Source organism: Novosphingobium aquimarinum, assembly GCF_009746585.1.
Taxonomy (GTDB): domain Bacteria; phylum Pseudomonadota; class Alphaproteobacteria; order Sphingomonadales; family Sphingomonadaceae; genus Novosphingobium; species Novosphingobium aquimarinum.
In genome coordinates, this window is the sequence record NZ_WRPO01000008.1 from 24,430 (window position 1) to 48,681 (window position 24,252).

23 protein-coding genes are annotated in these 24,252 nt (G+C 65.7%); 9 read left to right on the top strand and 14 right to left on the bottom strand.

Going from position 1 to position 24,252, the window contains the following annotated elements; all coding sequences use genetic code 11:
• Nucleotides 1-5 precede the first annotated feature (5 nt).
• The gene (locus GQO94_RS10250) at nucleotides 6-2,528 is read left to right on the top strand and encodes an ABC transporter permease (protein ID WP_156841065.1); all 2,523 of its coding nucleotides are present in this window, start codon (nucleotides 6-8) and stop codon (nucleotides 2,526-2,528) included.
• Nucleotides 2,529-2,622: 94 nt separating this feature from the next.
• Here GQO94_RS10250 and GQO94_RS10255 read toward each other — a convergent pair whose 3' ends face one another.
• Both GQO94_RS10255 and GQO94_RS10260 read right to left on the bottom strand, forming a co-directional pair.
• Complete coding sequence (locus GQO94_RS10255) at nucleotides 2,623-3,102, bottom strand: RDD family protein (protein ID WP_156841066.1); 480 nt, start codon at nucleotides 3,100-3,102, stop codon at nucleotides 2,623-2,625.
• 108 nt (nucleotides 3,103-3,210) lie between these two features.
• Complete coding sequence (locus GQO94_RS10260) at nucleotides 3,211-3,681, bottom strand: DUF805 domain-containing protein (protein ID WP_156841067.1); 471 nt, start codon at nucleotides 3,679-3,681, stop codon at nucleotides 3,211-3,213.
• 214 nt (nucleotides 3,682-3,895) lie between these two features.
• On the opposite strand from GQO94_RS10260, the gene typA reads away from it, so the two are divergent.
• The 5 genes from typA to GQO94_RS10285 all read left to right on the top strand — a co-directional run bounded on the left by typA (nucleotide 3,896) and on the right by GQO94_RS10285 (nucleotide 9,905).
• Nucleotides 3,896-5,728 (top strand): translational GTPase TypA, encoded by a 1,833-nt coding sequence (gene typA, locus GQO94_RS10265; RefSeq protein WP_156841069.1) that lies wholly within the window; start codon nucleotides 3,896-3,898, stop codon nucleotides 5,726-5,728.
• A gap of 467 nt (nucleotides 5,729-6,195) precedes the next feature.
• Nucleotides 6,196-6,534, top strand: coding sequence for a P-II family nitrogen regulator (locus GQO94_RS10270; RefSeq protein WP_156841071.1), 339 nt, complete (start codon nucleotides 6,196-6,198; stop codon nucleotides 6,532-6,534).
• A gap of 152 nt (nucleotides 6,535-6,686) precedes the next feature.
• Nucleotides 6,687-8,096: a type I glutamate--ammonia ligase gene (gene glnA, locus GQO94_RS10275; protein ID WP_156841073.1), complete on the top strand. Its 1,410-nt coding sequence runs from the start codon at nucleotides 6,687-6,689 to the stop codon at nucleotides 8,094-8,096.
• A 181-nt stretch (nucleotides 8,097-8,277) separates the two neighbouring features.
• Nucleotides 8,278-9,342 carry a hypothetical protein gene (locus tag GQO94_RS10280; RefSeq protein ID WP_156841075.1) on the top strand — a complete coding sequence of 355 codons (1,065 nt, stop codon included), beginning with the start codon at nucleotides 8,278-8,280 and terminating at the stop codon, nucleotides 9,340-9,342.
• A gap of 11 nt (nucleotides 9,343-9,353) precedes the next feature.
• Complete coding sequence (locus GQO94_RS10285) at nucleotides 9,354-9,905, top strand: fasciclin domain-containing protein (RefSeq protein ID WP_156841077.1); 552 nt, start codon at nucleotides 9,354-9,356, stop codon at nucleotides 9,903-9,905.
• Between the two features lie 31 nt (nucleotides 9,906-9,936).
• Here the strand turns inward: GQO94_RS10285 and GQO94_RS10290 are convergent, their stop codons facing one another.
• The 4 genes from GQO94_RS10290 to GQO94_RS10305 all read right to left on the bottom strand — a co-directional run bounded on the left by GQO94_RS10290 (nucleotide 9,937) and on the right by GQO94_RS10305 (nucleotide 14,001).
• A complete protein-coding gene (locus tag GQO94_RS10290) occupies nucleotides 9,937-10,794 on the bottom strand; it encodes an arginyltransferase (RefSeq protein ID WP_156841079.1) in 858 nt (285 codons plus the stop codon).
• Nucleotides 10,795-10,962: 168 nt separating this feature from the next.
• Nucleotides 10,963-11,877 (bottom strand): glycoside hydrolase family 130 protein, encoded by a 915-nt coding sequence (locus GQO94_RS10295; protein WP_232332873.1) that lies wholly within the window; start codon nucleotides 11,875-11,877, stop codon nucleotides 10,963-10,965.
• Nucleotides 11,878-11,881: 4 nt separating this feature from the next.
• Nucleotides 11,882-12,655, bottom strand: a complete 774-nt coding sequence (locus GQO94_RS10300) for an SDR family NAD(P)-dependent oxidoreductase (RefSeq protein ID WP_156841081.1) — start codon at nucleotides 12,653-12,655, stop codon at nucleotides 11,882-11,884.
• Between the two features lie 92 nt (nucleotides 12,656-12,747).
• Nucleotides 12,748-14,001 (bottom strand): threonine ammonia-lyase, encoded by a 1,254-nt coding sequence (locus GQO94_RS10305; protein ID WP_156841083.1) that lies wholly within the window; start codon nucleotides 13,999-14,001, stop codon nucleotides 12,748-12,750.
• A gap of 90 nt (nucleotides 14,002-14,091) precedes the next feature.
• On the opposite strand from GQO94_RS10305, the gene GQO94_RS10310 reads away from it, so the two are divergent.
• Nucleotides 14,092-14,988 (top strand): NAD(P)-dependent oxidoreductase, encoded by an 897-nt coding sequence (locus GQO94_RS10310; protein ID WP_156841085.1) that lies wholly within the window; start codon nucleotides 14,092-14,094, stop codon nucleotides 14,986-14,988.
• On the top strand, nucleotides 14,979-16,721 hold the full coding sequence (locus GQO94_RS10315; RefSeq protein WP_408636613.1) for an amidohydrolase: 1,743 nt from the start codon (nucleotides 14,979-14,981) through the stop codon (nucleotides 16,719-16,721). The genes GQO94_RS10310 and GQO94_RS10315 overlap by 10 nt, the downstream gene beginning before the upstream one ends.
• Before the next feature lie 7 nt (nucleotides 16,722-16,728).
• On the opposite strand, the gene tatC is transcribed toward GQO94_RS10315, so the two are convergent.
• From tatC to GQO94_RS10355, 8 genes are all read right to left on the bottom strand, one after another.
• The gene (gene tatC, locus GQO94_RS10320; RefSeq protein WP_156841089.1) at nucleotides 16,729-17,532 is read right to left on the bottom strand and encodes a twin-arginine translocase subunit TatC; all 804 of its coding nucleotides are present in this window, start codon (nucleotides 17,530-17,532) and stop codon (nucleotides 16,729-16,731) included.
• Between the two features lie 7 nt (nucleotides 17,533-17,539).
• On the bottom strand, nucleotides 17,540-18,010 hold the full coding sequence (gene tatB, locus GQO94_RS10325; RefSeq protein ID WP_156841091.1) for a Sec-independent protein translocase protein TatB: 471 nt from the start codon (nucleotides 18,008-18,010) through the stop codon (nucleotides 17,540-17,542).
• A gap of 33 nt (nucleotides 18,011-18,043) precedes the next feature.
• On the bottom strand, nucleotides 18,044-18,271 hold the full coding sequence (locus GQO94_RS10330) for a Sec-independent protein translocase subunit TatA (protein ID WP_156841093.1): 228 nt from the start codon (nucleotides 18,269-18,271) through the stop codon (nucleotides 18,044-18,046).
• 66 nt (nucleotides 18,272-18,337) lie between these two features.
• Nucleotides 18,338-18,916 carry an SMC-Scp complex subunit ScpB gene (gene scpB, locus GQO94_RS10335; protein WP_156841241.1) on the bottom strand — a complete coding sequence of 193 codons (579 nt, stop codon included), beginning with the start codon at nucleotides 18,914-18,916 and terminating at the stop codon, nucleotides 18,338-18,340.
• 86 nt (nucleotides 18,917-19,002) lie between these two features.
• Complete coding sequence (locus GQO94_RS10340; protein WP_156841243.1) at nucleotides 19,003-19,803, bottom strand: segregation and condensation protein A; 801 nt, start codon at nucleotides 19,801-19,803, stop codon at nucleotides 19,003-19,005.
• Between the two features lie 20 nt (nucleotides 19,804-19,823).
• Nucleotides 19,824-20,837: a beta-N-acetylhexosaminidase gene (gene nagZ / locus GQO94_RS10345; RefSeq protein WP_156841094.1), complete on the bottom strand. Its 1,014-nt coding sequence runs from the start codon at nucleotides 20,835-20,837 to the stop codon at nucleotides 19,824-19,826.
• Nucleotides 20,838-20,946: 109 nt separating this feature from the next.
• Entirely contained in the window at nucleotides 20,947-21,627 is a 681-nt protein-coding gene (locus GQO94_RS10350) for a M23 family metallopeptidase (RefSeq protein WP_156841096.1), read from the bottom strand.
• Nucleotide 21,628: 1 nt separating this feature from the next.
• Entirely contained in the window at nucleotides 21,629-22,852 is a 1,224-nt protein-coding gene (locus GQO94_RS10355; protein WP_232332874.1) for a L,D-transpeptidase family protein, read from the bottom strand.
• A gap of 128 nt (nucleotides 22,853-22,980) precedes the next feature.
• Here GQO94_RS10355 and GQO94_RS10360 point away from each other — a divergent pair, with 128 nt between their 5' ends.
• On the top strand, nucleotides 22,981-24,231 hold the full coding sequence (locus GQO94_RS10360) for an N-succinylarginine dihydrolase (RefSeq protein WP_156841098.1): 1,251 nt from the start codon (nucleotides 22,981-22,983) through the stop codon (nucleotides 24,229-24,231).
• Nucleotides 24,232-24,252: the final 21 nt, after the last annotated feature.

Genomic DNA, 24,252 nt, shown 5'->3' on the forward strand with positions numbered 1-24,252 from the left:
GCCACATGACGTCCCGCCTACCCTGGCGCACCGCCTGGACCATTGCCCGGCGCGATCTGTCGGCGCGCTTCAAGGGCCTTCGGCTCCTGCTCGTCTGCCTGTTTCTGGGCGTCGGGGCGATCGCCGCAACGGGGACGCTGACCGGCTCGATCGAGCGCGAATTGACCGGGCGCGGGCGCGAGATTCTGGGCGGTGACCTCGAAGTGCGCGTGTGGCAGCGCGGTCTGTCACAGGAGGAGATGCAGGCGCTTGCCGCTTATGGCGAAGTGTCGGACGGCTTGCGGTTGCAGGCAATCGCGCAAAACGGCGATTTCACCGCGCCGGTCGCGCTAAAGGCGGTGGACGCGCGGTGGCCGCTCTACGGCGATTTGCTGCTTAAGGACGGGCGCCGCGTGCGCGCTCCGCCCGATGGCGCGATCTACTTGTCCGAAGGCACCGCCGCGCGGCTCGACGTGGCGCCAGGAGCGGCCGTGACCGTGGGCGGGGAACGCCTGCGTGTCGGCGGGATCATCGCGCGCGAGCCCGAACTGCTCGGCGAAGGCTTCAGCCTTGGCGACATCGCCATCGTCGGCATCGACATGCCGCGCAGCGCGGGCCTCACAGCACCCGGTGCGATGTATCGCACCAAGACGCGGGTGAAGCTATCCGGAGCGAAAGACCCGCAGGAGATCGCCGATTCGCTGGAGCAGCGCTTCCCCGACGCAGGCTTCGAATACCGCACGCGCGACAACGCCGCGCCCAGCACCGAACGCTTCGTCGAGCGGATGGGCGAATTTCTCGTCCTCGTCGGCCTCGCTGCGCTGGTCATCGCCGGGATCGGTATCGGTGGCGGCGTCTCCTCCTATCTCGAGGCGCGGCGGGGCAGCATCGCCACGCTCAAGGTCCTGGGGGCTACCAGCGGCGACATCGCGCGCATCTATCTGCTGCAAATCGCCGCCGCCGCCCTCGCAGGCAGTCTGGCCGGGCTGACCGCGGGCGTGCTGGTAACGCCGCTGCTGGCACAAGCCCTAGGATCGTTGCTGCCGGTCGATACCGGGTTCACCGTCTCGCCGACGGCGCTTGGCACCGCCGCCGCGTACGGCTTGCTGGTCGCTCTCGTCTTCGCCGCGCCGGCGCTGGTGCGCGCGCGCAGCTTCCCGGCGATGGCGCTCATGCGTGCGCGCGTTTCGCCCTTGTCGACTTCGTGGAGAGCGCTGGCACTGCCGGTCGGGATCGGCCTTGCCGCGATCGTCGCGCTGGCGATGGCCAACGCCGCGCAACCGCTGGTCACTGCCATGTTCCTGGCGGGCGCCGCCGCCATGCTGTTGCTGCTGGCCGGTCTCGGCTGGCTGATCCGCATCCTGGCAATGCGCTTGCCCCGGCCCGCGAACCCGTTGCTGCGCGCGGGCCTCGCAAACCTGTCGCGGCCCGGCGCGCGCACGGGAGGCCTCGTCACCGCGCTCGGCTTCGGCATTTCGGCTTTCGTCCTGATCGCGGCGGTGCAGACCAGCCTCGAAGGCAATATCCGCGCCCGCGTGCCCGATCGCGCGCCCGATTACTTCGTGCTCGATGTGCCCAAGGACCGCGCCGCAGAGTTCCGCCGCACCGTCACGCGGCTGGCGCCCGACGCGGACTTGCGCCTCGTGCCGAGCCTGCGCGGACGGATCCTCGCCTTCGGCCCCAAAGGCGCGATGACGCGCACCGCCGATCTTGAGCAGATCCCCGAAGGCGGCTGGCCGCTCACCGGCGAGCGCGGGCTGACCTACACCGACGCGGTGCCCGAAGGGAACGTCGTGACCGCCGGTAAGTGGTGGCCGAAAAATTATACCGGCGAGCCGCTGGTCTCGATCGACGAGGATTTTGCCGATGCCGTCGGCCTGAAAGTCGGCGACATGCTGACCATCGGCGTGCTTGGCGTCGAACGCTCGGCGCGGATCGCGGCCTTGCGGCGGGTGGACTGGGATTCGCTGGGCTTCAACTTCGTGCTGGTGTTCTCGCCCAACGCGCTGGAGGACGCGCCGCACAATCTGGCTGCCACCATCGACCTGCCCGCCGGAACCACCAGCCCCACGCTGCTGCGCGATCTGGTGCGCGCCTTTCCGTCGAGTTCGGTGATCGAGACCGGCGGCATCCTGGAGGAAGCGCGCGGCTTGCTTGGCCAGATGTCGGCGGCGATCATGGCGGCGGCCTCGGTGGCGGTGCTGGCGGGCATCGCGGTGCTGGTGGGCGCCATCGCCGCAACGCGCGCGGCGCGAGCCTACGATAACACCATTTTGCGCGTCTTGGGAGCGAGCCGAAAGCAGTTGCTGCTCATCCAGCTCGCCGAATACGGCTTCGTCGCGCTCGTGCTTTCGGGCGTGGCGCTGGTGCTGGGCTGCGCGATGGCCTGGGCGGTGATCGTCCAGCTGTTCGAGTTCGACTGGATGCCGGGCTGGGGGGCGATCCTCACCGTACTCGGCGCGGCGATCGTGCTGGTGCTCGGCTTCGCGCTGGGCGGATCGCTACCGCTGTTGCGCGTGCGGCCGGCGCGGGCGCTGCGCGAATTGTGATCCGGACGCCGTTCCCGCGCTGCCGAGCCGAGTTCCGCCCGGTTTTCATCCGCAGGAGCGACGCCGACGCGCTAAGTCCTGACTTTCATCCGGGTCATTCGAAGACCGACGCGCTCGTCGGGGTGGTCATCGCGCCGGCCTTGTAGACCAGCGTGCTTGCGAGCATGTCGTGCAAACCTTGTTTGCGCTGATTCCAGCCGATCATGAAAAATCCGATCCCCAGGATCAGGGCGGACAGGATCTTGGCGAAATACCGGCCCGTCGCACGTCCGAAGCCGATCCGCTCGCCATCGACATCGGTCACCACCATGCCCAACGCCTTCTTGCCGAGCGTACCCTGCATGCCCGAGCATTCCAACAGCGCGAAATAGAGCCAGCTGCCGATTTGCGTCACCGCGAGGTAGCCGAACATCATGCTGAAGCCGTAGGCCATCGCCAAGTCGGGATTGCCTGCCCAGGGGAGCATGATCCCCATCCCCATCACCGAGATGAGGGCCGAAAGCGCCACGTTCAGGATGATGGCATCGATGACGTAGGCCACGAAACGAAGCCAAAAACCCCCATAAGGCTGCATGCGAACTCGTTCCCCTATCGCGATCCGCCGTACAGCAAGCACGCAAATGCTCCCGGAGCAAGTGGTCCCGGGAGCATTCGATCGGATCCCTTGCGGGCCGCGATGGCGTCAAGCGAACGCTTGGGCCGCGCCCAAGTCCTTCGGGTCCGGTCCGTAGCGGTTCGGGCCGGGGGTGCCGGGCAACAACAGGAACACGAACAGGACGATGCCGCCGATGCCGGCGAGCAGGTTCACGAAGGGGATGAAGCTGGCAATGATCAGCCCGCCATACCACCAGCCGCTCAAGTCGCGATCGTGAAGCCGGCGCACCGTCACCGCGATCGAAGGAATAAGCACGGCAAGCCAGTAGATCCCAAACAACAGGCCGAAGCCGCCCGCGAACGATCCGAAGATCGCCGACGGGTTTCCGGTCTCCAGACTGGAAAGAGCACCGCTCGCGCCGCCCAGGCCGAACATCAGAAACATCAAAACACATATCACGATGAAGTTCAGCAAAGCGAACGACCAGTATTCCATCCGCCGCGAACGGCCGCTGAAGTCTGCGTAACGTCTGAATGGCATGAGCATGTAATCGAGCATGGTTTTTCCCTCTGTCTGGCCTCCGGATCGAGGTGTCGGCATCATACGCCGAAGCGCAATCGGCCCAAGACGATTTCCTTGTGATCTTCGCCACGCCCGATCTGTGCGATCCGCCCTCGCTTGTACCTTTGCGGCAGATCGGCTAAGGGCCCGCCGATTGTGCGGCGCAGCGAAGTGCTCCGCTCCGCTTCCTCGAACGCATAGGCCCTTTTGCATGTCCGCCCCGCTTCCCCTGCGCAACATTGCGATTATCGCGCACGTCGACCACGGCAAGACCACGCTCGTCGATCAGCTCTTCCGCCAGTCCGGCACTTTCCGCGACAATCAGCGCGTCGAAGAGCGGGCGATGGATTCGAACGATCTCGAGAAAGAACGCGGGATCACCATTCTCGCCAAGCCGACCTCGATCGAGTGGAACGGCTATCGCATCAACATCGTCGATACCCCCGGCCACGCCGACTTCGGCGCCGAGGTGGAGCGCATCCTGTCGATGGTCGATGGCGTCATCCTGCTGGTCGACAGTTCCGAAGGCGCGATGCCGCAGACCAAGTTCGTCACCGGCAAGGCGCTGGGCCTCGGCCTGCGTCCGATCGTGGTGGTCAACAAGATCGACCGGCCCGACGGCCGCCACTCCGAGGTGCTCGACGAAGTGTTCGACCTGTTCGTCAGCCTCGAGGCCGACGACGACCAGCTCGACTTTCCGACGCTTTATGCCTCGGGCCGCAACGGCTATGCCAGTGAAGACCCGGACGCGCGCGAAGGCGACCTCACGCCGCTGTTCGAGAAGATCGTCGAGCACGTTCCCGCGCCCGAAGCCGATGTCGACGGACCGTTCAAGTTCCTCGTCACGCTGCTCGATCGCGACAACTTCCTCGGCCGCATCCTGACCGGCAAGGTCCAGTCGGGCACGGTCCGCGTCAACGATCCGATCCGCGCGCTCGATAACGACGGCAACGTCGTGGAGACCGGCCGCGCGTCCAAGCTGCTCGCGTTCCACGGACTCGATCGGGTTCCGGTCGACGTGGCGAAGGCCGGCGACATCATCTCGATCGCCGGCATGACCACCGCGACGGTTTCGAACACGATCGCCGATCCCAGCGTGAGCGAACCGCTTCATGCCCAGCCGATCGACCCGCCGACGCTGTCGATGCGCTTCGCGGTCAACGATTCGCCGATGGCCGGGCGCGAGGGATCGAAGGTCACCAGCCGCATGATCCGGGACCGGCTGGAGCGTGAGGCCGAATCGAACGTCGCCATCCGCGTCACCGAAAGCGCCGACAAGGACAGCTTCGAAGTCGCCGGCCGCGGCGAACTGCAGCTCGGCGTGGTGATCGAAACGATGCGCCGCGAGGGGTTCGAGCTCGGCATCAGCCGCCCGCGCGTGCTGTTCCTCCAGGACGACAACGGCAAGACCACCGAGCCGTATGAGACCGTCGTGATCGACGTCGACGACGAGTATTCGGGCACGGTCGTGGAGAAGATGGCCATCCGCAAGGGCGAGATGACGGACATGCGTCCCTCGGGCGGCGGCAAGACCCGGATCACCTTCTCGGCCCCGTCGCGCGGCCTGATCGGCTACCACGGCGAATTCCTCTCCGACACGCGCGGCACCGGCATCATGAACCGCCTGTTCGAGAAGTATGGCCCCCACAAGGGCAAGATCGAGGGCCGCAAGAACGGCGTGCTGATCTCGAACGGCGCGGGCGAGGCCGTGGCCTACGCGCTCGGCCCGCTCGAAGAGCGCGGCGTGCTGTTCGTGCGCGCGGGCGAGCCGCTCTACGAAGGCATGATCATCGGCGAGAACGCCAAGCCCGACGATCTCGAAGTCAATCCGATGAAGTCCAAGCAGCTCACGAACTTCCGTTCGACCGGCAAGGACGACGCGATCCGCCTCACGCCGCCGCGCGTGATGACGCTCGAGCAGGCGATTGCCTACATCGACGACGACGAGATGGTCGAAGTGACGCCCAAGTCGATCCGGCTGCGCAAGGCGATCCTCGACCCGAACGATCGCAAGAAGGCCAAGCGGCAGAAGGAAGCCGCATAAACCCGATTGCCCACCGACCTTGCGAGGGCAGACCGATGTCTGTCAGGCGGATCGGTAAGCTTGAGATACCAGGAAAGGGCGCGCCGCAGATGGCGCGCCCTTTTTTGTAATTCCGCAAGCTTTGCGGGCGTAGCCGGCGGATGTGATGGCGCCGCTGCCGGACTCGCAAATTCGGGTCAGACGGCACACCAGCGGCCTCGTCAGCTAACTTGGGCTAACTGCCTAAAAAACGGGCGAGCGGTGCTTAAGAATTGACCAGCGATAGCGCCCTTCGCCCATGCAGAATGTCCGAAAAGAACCCCTTTCGGTGGCGAATCTTGCAATTGGGGCCTTTTCGCAAGTGCACACATGCCCTATCCCTTACTCACCAAACGATGGCACGATTCTTGAAGGAAGCCGTACGTTCGGCACCGGTACGACACGGCTAAGGCGTGCGATCCAAGCGTGCAGAGGGATAGATTGACAGCGTGAAAAAGATCGAGGCCATCATCAAGCCCTTCAAGCTCGACGAAGTGAAGGAAGCACTGCACGAAGTCGGCGTATCGGGCATCACCGTGACGGAGGCGAAGGGGTTTGGTCGGCAGAAGGGCCATACCGAGCTCTATCGCGGTGCCGAATACGTCGTCGATTTCCTGCCCAAGGTGAAGCTCGAGGTCGTCGTATCCGATGCTTTGGCCGAACGGGTCGTCGAAGCGATCGCGGAAGCGGCGCAGACGGGGCGCATCGGCGACGGCAAGATCTTCGTCATGCCCGTCGAAGGCGCCGTGCGGATCCGCACCGGCGAGCGCGACGACGCAGCGCTGTGAGCGCGCGACGTTGAGCACCTGATTCAAGCTTAAGCCGGCCCCGGCCGGCGGATCGTCGCACACCGGCAGGGGGGCCGGTACGCCGACGAGACTGCCCTACCACCCCTGACCTCTTTCGTCGGTCGGAAGAGCCAACACGGAGAACCACCACAATGGCGAGTGCAAAGGACATCCTCAAGCGGATCAAGGATGAGGAGATCGAATGGGTCGACCTGCGCTTCACCGATCCCAAGGGTAAGTGGCAGCACCTGACAATGGTTTCGAGCGTTCTCGGCGAGGACGAACTCGAAGACGGTCTGATGTTCGACGGTTCCTCGATCGAGGGCTGGAAGGCGATCAACGAATCGGACATGATCCTCAAGCCCGATCTCGACGCGATCTACATCGATCCGTTCTCCGCCACGCCGATGATGATCCTGTTCTGCGACATCGTCGAGCCCTCGAGCGGCGATCTCTATGCGCGTGACCCGCGTTCGACTGCCAAGCGCGCCGAGTCCTTCGTCAAGGCGGCCGGCTTCGGCGACACCGTCTACGTCGGGCCCGAGGCCGAATTTTTCATGTTCGACGACGTGAAATTCTACGACGGCTACGCCGGCAACGGCTTCAAGATCGACGACATCGAGCTGCCCGGCAATTCCGACAAGGAATACGACACCGGCAACCTCGGCCACCGTCCGCGCGCCAAGGGCGGCTACTTTCCCGTCGCGCCGGTCGATAGCTGCATGGACATTCGCGGCGAAATGGTCGCCACGATGCTCGAAATGGGTCTGCCCTGCGACAAGCACCACCACGAAGTGGCCGCCGCGCAGCACGAACTCGGCCTCACTTTCGGCACGCTCGTCACCACGGCCGATCGCATGCAGATCTACAAGTACGTCGTGATGATGGTGGCGCAGGCCTACGGCAAGACGGCGACGTTCATGCCCAAGCCGATCATGACCGACAACGGTTCGGGCATGCACACCCACATCTCGATTTGGGACGGCGGCGACAATACCTTCGCGGGTAACGGCTACGCCGGCCTCTCCGACAACTGCCTGTACTTCGTCGGCGGCGTCATCAAGCATGCCAAGGCGCTGAACGCCTTCACCAACCCGACCACCAACAGCTACAAGCGCCTGGTGCCGGGTTACGAAGCGCCCGTGCTGCTCGCCTATTCGGCGCGCAACCGTTCGGCCTCGTGCCGCATCCCCTACGGTTCGGGCACCAAGTCGAAGCGCGTCGAGTTCCGCTTCCCGGACGCGATGGCCAATCCGTACCTGTGCTACGCGGCGCTGCTGATGGCCGGCCTCGACGGGATCAAGAACAAGATCCACCCGGGCGAAGCCATGGACAAGAACCTCTACGACCTGCCGCCGGCAGAGCTCGCCGAAGTTCCGACCGTCTGCGGCTCGCTGCGTGAGGCGCTGGAATCGCTCGCGGCCGACCATGCCTTCCTCGTCGAGGGCGGCGTCTTCACCGAAGACCAGATCGAGGCTTACCTCGAACTGAAGTGGCCCGAAGTGCTGCGCTGGGAAACGACCCCGGCGGCCTGCGAATTCGACATGTACTACTCCGCCTGATCGGCGGGGCCATCCGCAAGGGTGGCTATACGATCACCGAGGGGGCGTCCGGAGCGATCCGGACGCCTTTTCGTTTATCAGCGCCCCGCGCAAAGCCGGAGCTTGCCGGAGCGCTGGGTTGATCCGACGGGAACGCCTGCCCCCGTGCCTCGTTTCACACTGCGATAAAGGAGACACGAGCATGCGTTCCATCCTCGTAGCCGGCGCTGCTGCGATCGCGCTCATGGGTAGCATCGCGGCAGCCGATCCCGGCGGCCAAGGCAAAGGCAATGGTGGCGGAAATGGCAACGGCGCCAAAAACGAAGCCCACTCCGCCAAGCCAGCCAAAAGCCATTCCGGCAATGGCAATGGCAATGGCAATGGCAATTCGCCGTCTCGCGCCAAGGGCGAAGCCCGTGCGAACGGGCCGGCCGCGCGGATCGTCGAACGCGCCGAGCCGCAACGCAAATCTGCGCCGCCCCGCAAGGTCGAGGTGAAGGTCGCACCGGGCCAGGTGCGCAAGCAAGAGCGCAAAATCGACGCCCAAGGCTCCGCCGGCAATATGCAGCGAGTCATCAAGGGGCGGTCGGTCGAGCGGACGGAGTTCACCACCAAGGGCGACAAGCTGCGGTCATTGGCCCAAGACAAGGACTCCGTCATCACGACCCGTCGGGACTTTCGCTGGGCGACGCTCGACGGTAGCGACAGGTTCTACCGGGGCTGCCCGCCGGGTCTCGCGAAGAAGAACAACGGCTGCACGCCGCCCGGCCTCGATCGTAGCGCGGTCCGCGCCTGGGACGAACCGCGCTGGTACGGCAGGAATCTGGAGCCGTCCTGGAGCTACCGCGATGGCTACATGGTCCGCTATTCCGACAATCGCATCGTCGACTACCTGCCGCTGCTCGGCGGCGCGCTGGCCGTCGGGCAGGCTTGGCCCGGTGCCTACCAGCCGGTCAATCTGCCGTCCTATTACGTCGACTATTACGATCTCGGCCGCCCTGACAGCTACCGGTATTACGACGATGCCATCTACAGCGTGGACCCGAAGACGGAGGCGATTACCGCGGTCGTCGCGCTGCTGACCGGCGAGGACATCACCATTGGTGAACCGATGCCGGCGGGTTACGACATCTACAACGTGCCGTACCGCTATCGCGACCGCTACTATGATACGCCCGAGACCTCGTACCGCTACAGCGACGGTTACATTTACCAGATTGACCCGACCACCCGCCTGGTTCAGGCCGCGATCGAACTGCTCACGTAAGGAACAATAGGATGCGCGCTCGCCTGCAACTGGTCATCATGGCCGCGATCCCGCTGGCCCTGACGGCATGCTCCGGTGAGCCGGAGAAGGACGACACGGCGATCGTCGCGCCTGCCAAGGCCTCGGTCGCCGCGGCGCTCGACGATACCGACGGGATGCAGACGGTGGCCGAAGCTCTCAAGGAAACCGGGATCGATCAGGTGTTCGAATCGCCCGGCAGTTACACGCTGCTGGCGCCCGACGATGATGCCTTCGCGCAACTCGGCGAGGCGCGCAAGGCACTGACCTCGGGCGAAGACGCGGCCGCGCTGGCCGCGCTGCTCAAGGCGCACATCCTGCCCGGATACGTGACTCCCAAGGACATCGGTTCCGCGATCGATTCCAGTTCCGACAAGGCCGTGACTTTGCGCACGATTTCGGGAAGCGACCTCGTGTTCAGCCGGGCGGGCGATGCCATCGTCGTCAAATCGGAAGACGGCCAGACCGCCCGCATCGATGGCGAAGCCATTGCCGGGAACAACAGCGTGGCCATTCCGCTCGATACGGTGCTCAAAAAGGTCTGATGCGGTTGCGCCCACGAAGGGCGCCGCAAGACTATTCTGGAAGGCGGAACTTTTCGGTGATGGCCTTGGCACCATCCTTGAAGGCGCCTTCCGCGACGGGTTCAGGCTTGGGCTGCTTGGCCGTGGCAGCGGCAATCAACGCGCTCTGCTCGGTTTCGGACATGCGTTCCCAGCCATTGCGCGAGAGACGTTCCAGCGGGCGGTAGCGCACCTTGTAGGCCATGCGCGCCGCGCCTTTGACCCAGTAGCCGAGGTAGACGAACGGCAGTCCGCTCTCGCTTGCGCGGCGGATGTGATCGAGAATGATGTAGTTGCCGAGCCCCGAACGCGTTTCGTGATGCGGATCGTAGAAGCTGTAGATCATCGACAGCCCGTCACCCTGACGGTCGGTCAGGCAGGCGCCGACAAGCTTGCCCGGAGTCACGCCATCGGCCGAGGGTTCGCGATATTCGATGACGTAGCTGGTGACAGGCGTGTGCTCGACCATGTCGGCGAAATCGACTTCGTCCATGCTGGTCATGCCGCCGTCAGGATGGCGGATCGAAAGATAGCTTTGCAGCAGCTCGAACTGCTCATTGGTCGACCAGGGGCGGCAGATCGTCGCGATCAGGTCGGAATTGCGCTTGAGATTGCGCTTTTGCGCCGAGGACGGCGCGAAGTCATGAGCCGCGACGCGCACCGAGACACAGGCCGAACAATCGAGGCACGAGGGGCGATAGGCCACGGTCTGGCTGCGGCGAAAGCCGATCCGGCCCAGCGCATCGTTGAGCGAGTCCGCATGCGGCCCCTTCAACTCGGTGAAGACCTTGCGTTCGCTTTTACCAGGAAGATAAGGGCACGGGGCCGGACTGGTCACGAAAAAGCGTGGAAAGCGTACCGGTGCCGTCACGAACGCGCCTCTTCCTTTTCTGCTTCAGGGATTGCCAATGGAACGAGACGATTATGCCCATCGAAGCGAGGCGTTGAAAGGACTTTAACCAAATTAAAAATCAGCCGGTTCGCAAAATTGCACGGAACGGCCCAGGCTGAGCGTCTCCTGTCCCGTCTTGGGGCGCAATCAGCTGAGATGCCTAACGGCCGCTCGCCGCAGGACACGGTCCTCGATCGAATAGTATAGCCAGATACACTCATTCTCGACGAGGCATGAGGCGGCAAAGGCGATATCGGTTCCCGACCGCTGCTGGGGCGGCGGGGGCACCAGCATCGGCTCCACCCCGCGATCGATCACGCGTTCGAAATTGGCATCGAACGCAATCCACCCGATCCGCCAGCGGGCATCGGCCGTGGCGCCGTTGTAGAACATGACCGGTCTCTCGGGATCGTCGGACACGATGGGGCCGGTCGACAAGTGAAAAGCGTCCCACGAGGCGGGCCGGACGGTGAACGGATCCGCGACCGGGTGCCACGGGCCCTCGATGCTGTCCGCCACCGCCAGTCCGATCCGCGAGGCATCGTCCTTCGCGTATTCGTAGAAGAGACGCCAGCGACCGTCCGCGCCGCGTGCGAGCGTCGCTTCCTTGATATTGCCCTCCCCCTCCGGCGCCTTGAGCACGACCGCGCTTTTGGTCAGCTGCTGCAGCGAAGGGCCTTGCGCCAGCCGCAGCGATCCCTGCGCGCGGTTGCCGTCGACCCCGGTGTAGAAGACATAGACCGTGCCATCGGGCGCGGTCACGACCGTCGGGTCTTCGACACCGCCGGCATCGAAGAAGTCGGGACCCGGCGTGATCGCGGGGTCCGGGTCCATGGTGAAGTTCACGCCGTCGCTGGACCTGCCCGCATAGATCACGCCGGTCGGATCCTGGGACCCGAGCGGATTGCGCAGCACGCGCACCAGCATCCGCAGCGTGTCGCCTTCGCGCCAGACGTAGGGGCTCATCAGGTCGTGGCCGGAAAAGAGCCCATCGTCGCGCGAGACGTCGAGCACCACATCCTGCAGTTCCTCCACCACATAAGCGATGGATCGGCTCGCCACGGCGTCAGGCACCCTGCGCCACGGTGAGCGACAAGGCGCCGTCGATCGTGACAGTGGTTCCGGTGATATAAGCGGCTTGCTGCGAAAGCAGGAACAGCACGAGCGTCGCGACTTCCTCGGGCGTACCTGCGCGACGCCAGGGAATGGCCGCTTCCTTGCGGCGCCGTTCGTCGGGATTGTCGAGCGCGGACTGGTTCATCGGCGTCAGGATCATGCCGGGCGCCACGCCGTTCACCGCAATCTGCCGCGGCGCCAGTTCGAGCGCGAGCGTTGCGGTGAGCTGCGAGAGGCCGCCCTTGGCGCTGTCGTAATCGACCGCGCCCGGCCGCGGCGCCTTCTCGTGGATCGAGGAGATGTTGACGATGCGCGCGCCGGCACCATCCTCGGGCAATGCGCGCACCAGGCGCCGGCACGTGAGGAACGGGCCATAAAGGTCGGTCCGCAGCACGGCATCGAACTTGGCAAGCGGCATGTCCTGAAGCAGCGTGCCGCTCATGTTGAGGCCCGCCGAATTGACCAGCAGGGTGACGCGTCCGAATCTGGCCTCGGCCGCATCGAAGAGCGCGTCGACATCGCTTTCCCTGCCGACATCGGTCTGCAGCGCGAGGGCCTTGCCGCCCCCCGCCTCGATCGCGGCGACGACGGCGTCGCCCGCCGCAGCCTGCGAATAGGAGGTCAGAGCGACGTTCGCGCCCGCCTTGCCGAGCGCCAGCGCGCAAGCTTTGCCGATGCCCGAGGCGCCGCCGGTGACGACGGCTGTAAGTCCAGAAAAATCCATGGATCCCAGAACGTCCGGCGCGGCCGCACGTTGCACGCGGCCTGCACGATTTGCGTTGCGCCCTGGTCAGCCGGGCGCGACGCCGTTTCGCCTTATCCGGCTTCGGCTTGCGTCACCGTGTAGCCTTCGCGCCGCAGCGCCGCGATCAGCGCTTCGAGCTGCTCCCGATCGCGCGCTTCGCACTCGATTTCGGTCAGCAGGCCCTTCGCCGGAAGGTTGGTGAAGATGCGGTGGTGGAAGACCTCGATGATGTTCACGTTGTGCTCGTGGAACACCGCCGCGACCTTGTAGAGCGCGCCGGCGCGATCCTGCAGACCGATCTTGAGCCGCGCAAGGCGCCCCTGACGAGCCAGGTCGCGCAGCAGCACGTTCGCCAGCAATCGCGTATCAATGTTACCCCCGCCGAGCGTGATGCCGACCTTGCGCCCGGCGAACATCGCGCGGTTCGCCCGGATCGCGGCAAGACCAGTCGCTCCGGCGCCCTCGACCACGGTCTTCTCGATCTGCAGCAGCAAGGCCAGGGCGCTCTCGATTTCGGGCTCGCTAACCAGCAGCATTTCGTCGAGCAAGCCGCGCAGCACGGCGGAAGTGAAATGCCCGGGCTGCACGACCGCGATGCCTTCGGCCAGGCTATCCCCACCGACCGGAAGCTGCGTGCCTTTCAGCAAGTTGTGCATCGAGGGGTAGAGCTGCGCTTCCACGCCGATCAGGCGGATGTCGGGCTTGATGTCACGCGCGATCGTGCCCATCCCCGTCGCCAGTCCGCCGCCGCCGATCGGCAGCACCAGCGTTTCCAGTTCGGGCACATCCTCGAGCATTTCGAGCGCCACCGTGCCTTGTCCCGCAGCGATATTCGGATCGTCGAACGGGTGGACGAAGGTAAGATCGAGTTCCTTTTCCAGCGTGCGCGCATGCGCCGCTGCCTCGTCGAAATTTTCGCCCTCGAGCACGACGTTGCCGCCGACGCTCTCGGTCTGCATGATCTTCACCGTCGGCGTCGTGCGCGGCATGACGATCGTCACCGGGATGCCGAGACGCCGGCCGTGATAGGACAGTCCCTGCGAATGGTTGCCGGCCGAAGCCGCGATCACGCCGCGCGCCTTTTTCTCCTCGGGCATCAGCAGCAGCGCGTTGAGCGCGCCGCGTTCCTTGTAAGAAGCCGTGAACTGAAGGTTTTCGAACTTGAGCCAGACCTCGGCACCGGTGATCGCACTCAGCGTCTGCGAATACAGCGTCGGCGTGCGCACGACGAGCCCGCTAATTCGCGCCGCAGCATCCCGCACCATCTGGGCGGTGAACGCGGGCTTGGTGCCAGGCGCTTGCGGTGTGAGTATAGGCTGGTCCATGGAGGTGAGCGCCTAAAGGAAAGCGCACAGGATGAAAAGTGCAGCGGCGCCCTGTATGCAGGTGCGCAGAATCGGGTAGAGGCTTGCCGGATGAGCGAACGACGCAAGGTATCCTTCATCGGGCTCGGCGTGATGGGCAGCGAGATTGCCCGCCACATCGGCCAGGCCGGCCATGAGCTGGTGATCTACAACCGCTCGCCGGATCGCGCCGAGGCGTGGACGGCGGCCAACCCCGGTCTCGCCGCGTCGGTCGCGCCGACGCCTGCCGATGCTGCCGAGAACGCCGAATTCGTCTTCACCTGCGTCGGCAACGACGATGATCTGGCCGACGTCGTCCTCGGTCCCACCGGCGTGTTCCGCACGATGAAGCCGGGCGGAGTGTTCGTCGATCACACCACCGTTTCGGCGCGGATCGCGCGCCAGATCACCGTGGAAGCGCGCGATCTCAAGATCCAGTGCGTCGATGCGCCGATGACGGGATCGCAGATCGGTGCGCAGAACGGCACGCTCACGCTGATGTGCGGCGGTCGCGCCAAGGCGATCGAAGCGGCGCGTCCGGTGATGGAGGCCTACTCGCGCAAGATCGTCCATGTCGGCAAATCGGGCTCGGGGCAGATGGCGAAGATGGCCTGCCAGATCTGCATCGCCGGCAACGTCGCCGCGCTGGCCGAGGCAGTGCGTTTCGCACAGGCCGAGCGGCTCGACATGAATGCGGTCTACGAGGCGATCTCGGGCGGTGCGGCGCAGTCGTGGCAGATGGACAATCGCTGGACCTCGATGGACGAGGACCGCTTCGACTTCGGCTTCGCGGTCGACTGGATGCGCAAGGACCTTGGCCTCGCGCTCGACGAAGGGCGCAGCCACGGCCTGTCGCTGCCGGTCGCGGCACTGATCGACCAATTCTTCGCCGAGATTCAGCACATGGGCGGCGGCCGCCTCGATACGAGCGCGATCATCAAGCGCTTGCCCAAGAAGGGATCGCAGTGAAATACAGACATGCGCTGGCCCCGGCACTAGCGATTGCCGCGGGTCTCGTCTTCGTCGCCCAGCCCGCCGAGGCGCGCAAGAAAAAGGACCTGCCGCCGCCCACGGGCACGCTGATCGAGAACGTCTCGGGCCTTACGCCTGACGGCAAGGGCGGCGTCGAGCGCTTCGAGGCGCTGCTGATCGGCGAGGACGGCCGCATTGCCGACGTCTACGCCGCAAACGACAAGCGGCCCGAGCGCGTGGCCTACAAACTCGACGGCGCAGGCCGCGTCATGGTCCCCGGCATGATCGATGCGCATGGGCACGTGATGGCGACCGGCTTTGCCAGGATGACGCTCGATCTGTCGATGACGACGTCGCTCGACGAGGCGCTCGCGCGCATCGCGGCCTATGCCGCCGCCAATCCCGAGTTACCTTGGATCCTTGGCTCCGGATGGAACCAGGTCACTTGGGGGATGGACCGCTTTCCTACTGCCGCCGAACTCGACACCGCAACCGGTGGCCGCCCCGCGTTCCTTGAGCGGGTCGACGGCCATGGCGGCTGGGCCAACACCGCAGCGCTCGCAGCCGCCGGCATCACGGCGGCGACCAGGGACCCGGCGGGAGGGCAGATCATCCGCTTGCCCGGATCGCAGGACCCCGCGGGCATGCTGGTGGACAACGCCAAGGCACTGATCGAAGCCAAGCTCCCGGCGCCCCGTCCCTCCGACCGCGACACCGCTTTCGCCAAGGCGCAGCTCGTGTTCCTGGAGAACGGCGTCACCGCGGTCGCCGACATGGGCACGACCATCGAAGACTGGCAGACCTTTCGCCGGGCGGGCGACCTCGGCAATTTGCGGATGCGCATTGCGTCCTATGCGGGCGGGGTCGACGACATGGTCCTGATCGCCGGTCCGGGACCCACACCGTGGCTCTACGATGGCCGGCTGAAGCTGGCGGGCGTAAAGCTATGGCTCGACGGTGCGCTGGGATCGCGCGGCGCATGGCTCAAGCAGCCCTATGCGGATGCGCCGGGCAGCACCGGCCTGCCGATGATGACCGAAACGCAGCTCGGCAACCTGATGAGCCGCGCCGCGATCGACAAGTTCCAGGTCGCGGTCCACGCGATCGGCGACAAAGCGAATTCGACCGTCCTGTCGGCGATCGACGAGCTGTCGAACACCTACAAGGGCGATCGGCGCTGGCGCATCGAACACGCCCAGATCGTCGCCCCCGCCGATATCGCGCGCTTCGGCGAGCATGGCGTGATCGCCTCGATGCAGCCTCAGCATGAAGCTTCGGACCGGATCATGGCCGAACAGCGCCTGGGGCCGAACCGGCTGACGGGCGCCTATGCCTGGAAGTCCCTGCAGAACGCGGGGGCGACGCTGGCGTTCGGCTCGGACGTGCCGGTCGAACCGGCCAAGCCATTCCTCGGCTTGGCGGTCGCGACATCGCGGCAAGGCGTGGACGATCAACCGCCGGGTGGCTGGCAGCCGCAGGAGCGGTTGACCTTCGCCGAGGCGTTCTCCGCCTATACCAGCGGCGCGGCCTACGCGATGTTCGCCGAGGACCAGCTGGGCCGGCTCGCCAAGGGCCTGCGGGCCGACTTTTTGTTCATCGATCGCGATCCGACGACCGCAAGCCCCGCACAGCTGCGCGAGACGAAAGTGACGGAGACCTGGATCAACGGGGTGCGGGCTTGGAAGGCTGATGGCAGCACCGCGCCGACGGGCGCACCCGCCAGCCGCTGACGCCGCTCTATTCGGCCGCGGCGGCCTCAGCAGCTTCGGCTGCGGCCTTTTCGCGCGCTTCGCGCCGCTCGGTGAACCACATCAGTCCCAGCGAGCCTTCGAACAGGAGGAGCAGCGGCGCGGCCAGCATGATCTGCGAGACGACGTCCGGCGGAGTGATGATCGCGGCGACCGCGAAAATCCCGACGACGACGTAGCGCCGCGCCGCCACCAACTGCGTGCGCTGGACGATACCTGCGCGGTTGAGCAGCAGCAGCAGCACCGGCAGCAGAAAGCTGACTCCGAAGGCCAGAATGAACTGCATCACCAGCGACAGGTAATCGCCCGTCGACGGCAAGGCTTCGAGCTGCATTCCTCCGGCCGTGCCCTCGAAGCCGAGGAACCAGCGGAACGCAGTCGGCATCACCACGAAGTAAGCCAGGCTGGCGCCCATGATGAACAGCACCGGTGTCGCGATCAGGAACGGCAGAAACGCCTTCTTTTCCTTCGCGTAGAGCCCGGGGGCGATGAAGGCCCATAGCTGATTGGCAATGATCGGGAACGCGATCATGAACGCGGCGAACAGCGCCACCTTCACGTTGACGAAGAACTGCTCGTAAAGCTTGGTGAAAACCAGCCGCCCCTGCCCCGGCGGGAACGCCTCGGTCAGCGGGCGCACAAGCAGGCCGAAGATGTCGTCCGCGAAATAGAGGCAGACCGCGAAGGCGAGACCAAGCGCGAGCACGCACCGCAGCAGCCGGTTGCGCAGCTCGATCAAGTGATCGAGCAGCGGTGCCTGGCTATCGTCGATGTCGCTGATGCGGAACGCCATGGCCGGTCTATCGCGAAAGCGGAAGCTGCGGTTCGACTTCGGACTCGGATTCGGCCGGCGCGTCCGGGAGCGCTCCGTAGCCCAGCGGACCGGGATCGGCCACGGCGGGAGCGGCGGTCTTTTCCGCGCTTTCGGCCGCGGGAGAGTCGGAAGCCGAGGATTTGTCGGGAAGCGACGCTTCCACCGGCAGCGCGGCACCTTCCGCAGACGCGATCGGCTGCATTTCCTCGCTGTCAGGCAGCGTGGGATGCGCCTTCATGATCGCTTCGTTCTGGGCACGCCACTTCTTCTCCATGTCCTCCATCTCGGCTTCGCGCACCATGGCGTCGATGCCGGCGCGAAAGTGCCCGGAGATCTTGCGCATCTTGCCGATCCAGCGGCCTGCCGTGCGCATGGCCAGCGGCAGGTCCTTGGGACCGATCACCACCACCGCCACGATCACGATCAGCAGCAGTTCCGTCGCGCCGATGTCGAACATGAAAAGGCCCCGCCCTTCCTAAGGCTGCGGCGCTCAGTTCGAGCTGGTCGTGCTCTTGGTCTCGCTGACGGGCTGCGGATCGACCGTCTGCTGCGGGATCTGAGCCTGCGTGGTGGAGGATTTTTCTTCCTCGGTCATGCCCTGCTTGAAGCTTTTGATGCCCTTGCCGAAATCGCCCATCATCTCGGAAATCCGACCGCGCCCGAAAAGCACGAGAATCACTAGGGCGACGATCAGCAGCTGCCAAGGTCCGATATTCATTGCAAAAAGCCTTTTTCCGATAGCTTCGGTGCGCGCGATATAAGCGATCCAGGTGTCAGTTGCGAGTCACTCGATTTGCCGGTCCTCTGACTCGGCACCCTCGCCCTCGCCCTCGCCCTCGCCTTCGACTTCGTCTCCGGCTTCGGCATCCTTCGCCATTGCCGCCTCGAGCATGTCGTCGTCGACCGGATCGAGCAAGCCGGCGGCCCGCAACTCGTCGATGCCGGGAAGGTCCTTCAGCGTGGCAAGGCCGAAATGCGCCAGGAAATCGGGAGTGGTCGCGTAGATGACCGGTCGACCGGGCACTTCGCGCCGCCCGGCAACGCGCACCCAGCCCGCTTCCATCAGTACGTCCAGCGTGCCTTTGGCAGTCTGCACGCCGCGGATCGCTTCAATCTCGGCGCGGCTGACGGGTTCGTGATAGGCGACGATCGCCAGCACTTCGGTGGCGGCGCGCGAGAGCCGGCGGACTTCTTCCTTCTCCCGCCGCAGCAAGTGGGCGAGATCCGGCGCGGTCTCGAAATGCCAGCGGCGGCCGCGCTCGACGAGGTGGATGCCGCGCTGCGCGTAATGCGCCTCCAGCGTCCGCAGCGCCGGGGTAACGCTGGCTTGGCCAAGGTGGGTCGAGATCTGATCGGCCGTCATCGGCGCTTCGGCGGCGAACAGCGTCGCTTCCACCGCGCGTACGAGATCGTCGAGTATTTCAGTGGCCTCGGCTGTGGCGTCCTCGCTCACGATTTCACTGCCTTGAGCAGGAGCGGCCCGAAAATCTCTTCCTGCGCCAGCTCGGCCCTGCCGGTGCGCGCCAGCTCCAGAGCGGCGACGAAGCTGGAGGCCAGCGCCGACTTGCGCAGCTGCGGATCGCTCCAATCGCCATCGCGGCGTTGCGGGAGGAAATCGCGCAGTTCCATCCAGTCGAGCGCAACGCCCAGCATCGAGGACACGCGCTGCAAGGCGCTTTCGAGCGTCATCACCGCGCGCTCGCGGACCATGTGGACGACGGGCTCGGTGCGTATCTTTACTTCGCCATAAGCGCGCACGAGGTCGAACCATTCGCATTGCCAGCGGTTCCGCTTGTCGACGCGCAGACCCTCGGGCGCGCCGCGCCGGAAAACGTCGCGCCCCAGCCGGTTGCGGCCCATCAGCCGCGCCGCCGCTTCGCGCATGGCACCGAGCCGCTGCAGTCGCAATTGCAGGCGCATCGCCAGTTCTTCGGGGCTCGGATCCTCCTGCTCGTCGCGCGGGAGCAGGAGCGAGGATTTGAGATAGGCGAGCCAGGCGGCCATTACCAAATAATCGGCCGCCAGCTCGAGCCGGAGGGCCTCGGCCTGCTCGATATAGGTCAGGTACTGATCGACCAGCTCCAGGATCGAAATCCCGCGCAAGTCGACCTTCTGGCGCCGCGCGAGATCGAGCAGCAAGTCGAGCGGGCCTTCCCAGCCCTCGATCTCGAGATAGAGCGCATCGTCGGCCGTGCCTGCTTCGGCAACGCCGCCCCAATCGTCGCCGGACCCGCCCGCTGCTTCGGGCATGCCGGGGAGGATGTCGACGCTCACACTTGCGCCGCAGCCAGCAGCGCGTCGCGCTTGGCCACGAGTTCGGCGTGATCGCCGGCAGTGCCTGCGTCGCCGGCGGAGATCAGCGCCCGCTCGAGGCGCAGCGCGGCTTCGTCCGACATTGCCGGCAGGGCCTTGGCGATGCCGGTCATGTCGTCCATCTTCGCCCAGCAATTGAGCGCGATGTCGCAGCCCGCGGCGATCGCGCGCGCGGCGCGTTCGGGCACGGTTCCGTCGAGCGCTTCCATGTCGAGATCGTCGGACAGCAGCAGGCCGGCAAAACCGATGCGGGTGCGGATCACGTCGCGGATCACGGTCGCCGAGAGCGTACCGGGATTCTCGGCATCCCAAGCGGTGTAGCGCACGTGCGCCGTCATTCCGATCGGCGCGTCGGCCAACGAACGGAACGGCTGCAAATCGATCTCGAGCTCGTCCGCACTCGCCTCGACCGTGGGCAGCTCCTTGTGGCTGTCCGCCATGGCACGCCCGTGCCCCGGCATGTGCTTGATGCAGCCGACCACGCCAGCGCGCGCCAGCCCCGCCAGCGTCGCGCGCCCGAGCGCGGCGACACGCATCGGATCGGAGCCGAGCGCGCGATCGCCGATCACATCGTGCGCGCCCGGCTGGCGCACGTCGAGCGAAGGATGGCAATCGACGCTGACCCCCGCTTCGGCGAGATCGAGCCCCAGCGCTTCGGCATTGGCGCGCGCGGCCTCGATCGCGCTTGCCGGAGCGACGTCGTAGAGCTTGTCGAAAGTCTCGCCGGACGGATAGGCGGGCCAGACCGGAGGCTTCATCCGCGCGACGCGACCGCCTTCCTGATCGATGCAGATGAACAGCCGCTCGCGCCCGTGAATGTCGCGCAGATCGTCCGTCAGCGCACGCAGCTGTTCGCGGCTTTCGATGTTGCGGCCGAACAGGATGTAGCCCGCCGGATCGCACTCCCGAAAAAAGGCGCGCTCCTCATCGCCGAGCGTGGTTCCGACCAGTCCGAAGATCGCAGGCAACATCCCAGTAGAATCGCAGCAGCGCGGGCCTTTTGCAAGCGAGCGGACCGAAGCGGATGTGCAAAAGCGGACGAATCCGCCGTGCGTGACGGCTTACGGCACCCCCTCTCGCTCAGTCTCGCGCGAGCATGCCGTAGGGATTGATCGGCAGGCCCTCGTCAAACCAGTCCGCATCGGGTTTCATACGCCAGACCGCGAAGTGGAGATGCGGCCCGTCGGGATTGGCGTTGCCGGTCGAGCCGACGGTGCCGATCGGGTCGCCGCGCTTCACCGTCTGTCCTTCGCGAAGGCTCGGCGCGTAGCGATCGAGGTGGGCATAATAGTAGACGAGGCGCCGATCGGGCGAGCGGACGTACACGGTCTTTCCGCCGGCGTCCGACAGGAACAACTTCTCGACCTTGCCCGATGCCGCCGCGATGACCGGTGTGCCGCGAGGGGCCATGATATCGATCGCGTCGTGACGGCGCGCACCTTCTTCCCTTGCTTGCGCGAACGTGTCGATCAACTGCCCGGACGCCACACCGACGACCGGGATCGCCAGCCGTCCGGGGGGCGTGTTGGGGACCAGATACGTCGTCGGGGCAGTGGTCGAGGGCCGCCGACCGGACGATGCCTGGCCCGAAGCCTGCGATGGCGCGGGTTCGGACACGATTACGGCCGGAGGGCGAGCGGACTTGTCGGCGGTCGAATTCGACTGCTTCAGATACCAGGCTCCGACGACGAACCAGAACGTGGTCGTGACCAGCGCGGTGGCGGCCACGGTTTTGGCGATGGTGCGCCAACCCGCCTGCATGTCACGCCTCGAACAGGACTTGCGTTCCCGCGTGGACCATCTGTGCCAGGCGTGCGACATCCCAGTTGGTCAGGCGCACGCAACCATGGCTTTGCACGCGACCGATGGTCTCGGGATCGGGTGTGCCGTGGATGCCGTAATGCTCCTTGGACAAATCGATCCAGGCCACGCCGACCGGACCATTGGGTCCGGGCGGAAGGCGCTGCTTCTCTTCGTCGTCGGGCACGTCCCACATCAGTTCCGGGTCGAAGGCGAAGTCGGGATTGTGAGCGACGCCGGTCACTTTCCACTCGCCCAGCGGGAGTGGATCGTGGCTCGACCCCATCGTGGCGGTGTACATCCCGACGAGCTTGTCGTTTTCATCGAAGACCTTGAGCGTCTTCTTGGACTTGCTGACGACGATCCGCGCGGCTTCAGGCTGAGCCGTCCCGATGCCGAGCGTCGAGAGAGTGGAGCGCCACGCAGGATCGTCGATCTTGCCCGGCTCGATCTTGTCGGCACCGACATTGGGCACGCGGATCTGCTGACCGGCGCGATAAAGCGACGCATTGGCGCCAGCGGCACCATTCGAGCTCGAGGCCGTAGGCGCAGGCGCAGGCGCAGGCGATGGGGTTGGCGAAGCACTCGCCGAGGGGGCAGGCGTGGCGGATGCTTTGGTCATGCCTTGGTTGAGCATGCGCAGCGTCTCGGGCGTGGTATGAAAACGCTCGGCGAGCTTTTCCTCGAGCGAGGTATAACCAAGCCGGTCCAGCTTGGCCTTCGCGGCGGTATCGTCGGGGATCGGTTGGAACGGTTCCGATGCAAAGTTGGCAGGGATGGTGACGACGCGAGTCGCGGGAATGTTGTTCCATGTCGCCAGCGCCTGCTTGGTCGCCTCGTCGGCTTCGCCCGTGACCTTGAGACCGCGCGCTTCCTGGAACCCCGAAATCGCGTTGCGCGTCGACATGCCCATCTCGCCGTCGACCACGCCCGGAGTGAAGCCCAGCCGATCGAGCACGACCTGCATCTGCATCACCGGGCGCGGCTTGTCGTCCGCCTGGTCCGGAGCCACCGCCTGGCCGGGCGCGGGATCGTGCGAGGCCATCGAATCGATCGCGGCATCGTCTTGGGTCGCGGCCGCAGGATCGCGGCTCTGCGCATCGCCCTTGCCGTTGCCGGAGGGATCCATGTTGCAAGCGGAGACCAGCGCCAGCATCGGCAGCGTAGCGAGAATAAGGCGGGGCAATAGAGTTCCTTCTCGGATGACAGGCCCAGAGTTCTTCGGGCCACACCCTTGCAACGAGCGACGCGCCGATTGGCTGCAAGCGCGCGGGGGGATGGCGGCGGGCGCGCCAACTGGGTAAGCACCGAAGCATGCTCACAGAGATCAATTTCGACGGTATCGTCGGCCCGAGCCACAACTATGCGGGGCTCAGCCTCGGCAACCTCGCATCGACTCGCAACCGGGGCAGCGTGTCGCGGCCGCGCGACGCGGCGCTGCAGGGCCTCGCCAAAATGCGCGCCAACCTGGAGCGCGGACTAGCGCAAGGCTGGTTCATGCCGCTCCCGCGCCCCGATACGCGCTGGCTGACGCGGCTCGGCACCGACATGGCGAGCGCGGACGCGGCGCTGCGCTACGGCGCGATGTCGGCCTCGAGCATGTGGGCGGCCAACGCCGCGACGGTGAGCCCCGCGCCCGATACCGCCGATGGCCGCTGCCATCTGACCGTCGCCAACCTGGTGACGATGCCGCACCGCAGCCACGAATGGGTCGATACGCTCGCGCAACTGCGCCTCGCGTTTGCGAACGAGAACGCTTTCGCGGTCCACGAGCCGGTGCCGCCCCCCTTCGGCGACGAAGGTGCGGCGAACCACATGCGGTTATGTGCCGCGCATGGCGAATCGGGGATCGAGGTGTTCGTCTACGGCACCAGCGGCGGCCCCTTCCCCGCGCGCCAGCATCGCACCGCGAGCGAGAGCGTCGCGCGGCTGCATGGCCTCGATCCGGCGCGCACCGTGTTCGCGCAGCAATCCGAAGCCGCGATCGCGGCGGGCGCGTTCCACAACGACGTGGTCGCCGTCGCCAATGAGCGCGTGCTGTTCGCGCACGAAGCCGCCTTCGCCGACAAGGACGGGCTCTATTCTGAATTGCGCGCCAAGCTGCCGGAGATCGAGATCGTCGAAGTGCCCGAAAGCGCGGTGCCGCTGGGCGATGCAATCACGTCGTATCTGTTCAATGCGCAGCTGGTGACGTTGCCCACCGGGGAGCAGGCGCTGGTGCTGCCCGGTGAAGCCCAGGCGACGCCCAGCGTATGGTCGTGGTTGCAAGGCCATGTCGCGGGAAATGGCCCGATCCGTCAGCTCTTCGTCCACGACTTGCGCGAGAGCATGGCCAACGGCGGCGGCCCCGCCTGCCTGCGGCTGCGCGTGGTGGCGGACCCGGCGATGGTCGATCCGCGGTTCATGGTCGATGCGGCGCGGCTGGCAACCGCCGAAGCGGTGGTGCGGGAGATGTGGCCCGAAGAGATCCATGCGGATGTCCTTGCCGATCCGGCGCTTTGGGAGCGCGTCGTCGACGCGCGGGCCGCGCTGCTCTCGAAGCTCGGACTCGAGGAATTGCGCTAGAATCTCGTCCAGACTGCGCGA